We start from the raw sequence: 621 nt of genomic DNA, 5'->3' as shown, positions 1-621 counted from the left end.
CTTATTCTCTATCCAACACGCGGCAAGCAATCGAAAAGCAATCTAAAAGCAATCTTTGGAGGATTTCATGAGTCAATTTGTTCTGGGTTTGGATATTGGTTACTCCAACCTGAAAATGGCAATGGGGTATAAAGGTGAGGAAGCTCGCACAGTCGTCATGCCGGTGGGGGCAGGTCCATTGGAACTGATGCCACAACAGTTAACTGGCGGTGCAGGGACCTGCATTCAGGTTGTGATTGATGGAGAGAAATGGGTTGCAGGCGTCGAGCCTGACCGATTGCAAGGATGGGAGCGTGAGCTTCACGGCGACTATCCTTCGACCAATCCATACAAGGCTCTTTTCTACGCTGCACTCCTGATGTCCGAGCAGAAGGAGATCGATGTGCTGGTGACTGGCCTGCCTGTTAGTCAGTACATGGACGTAGAGCGCAGAGAGGCGTTGAAATCTCGGCTTGAGGGTGAACACCAGATCACGCCAAAACGATCGGTAGCGGTTAAGTCTGTCGTGGTTGTACCTCAACCTGCCGGTGCTTACATGGATGTTGTAAGTTCAACCAAAGATGAAGACCTCCTGGAGATTATCCAGGGAGGAAAAACCGTTGTAATTGACCCTGGGTTCTT

At 50.1% G+C, this 621-nt stretch carries 1 pseudogene; it reads left to right on the top strand.

The features are described 5' to 3' along the window. Nucleotides 1–67: 67 nt before the first annotated feature. Nucleotides 68–621: pseudogene (locus R7R78_RS27470) on the top strand (plasmid stability protein StbA); the annotation flags it as partial.

Source organism: Vibrio sp. 2134-1, from assembly GCF_033339495.1.
Note: the sequence above shows the minus strand (reverse complement) of the source record. Positions and strands in the feature narration are given on the sequence as shown.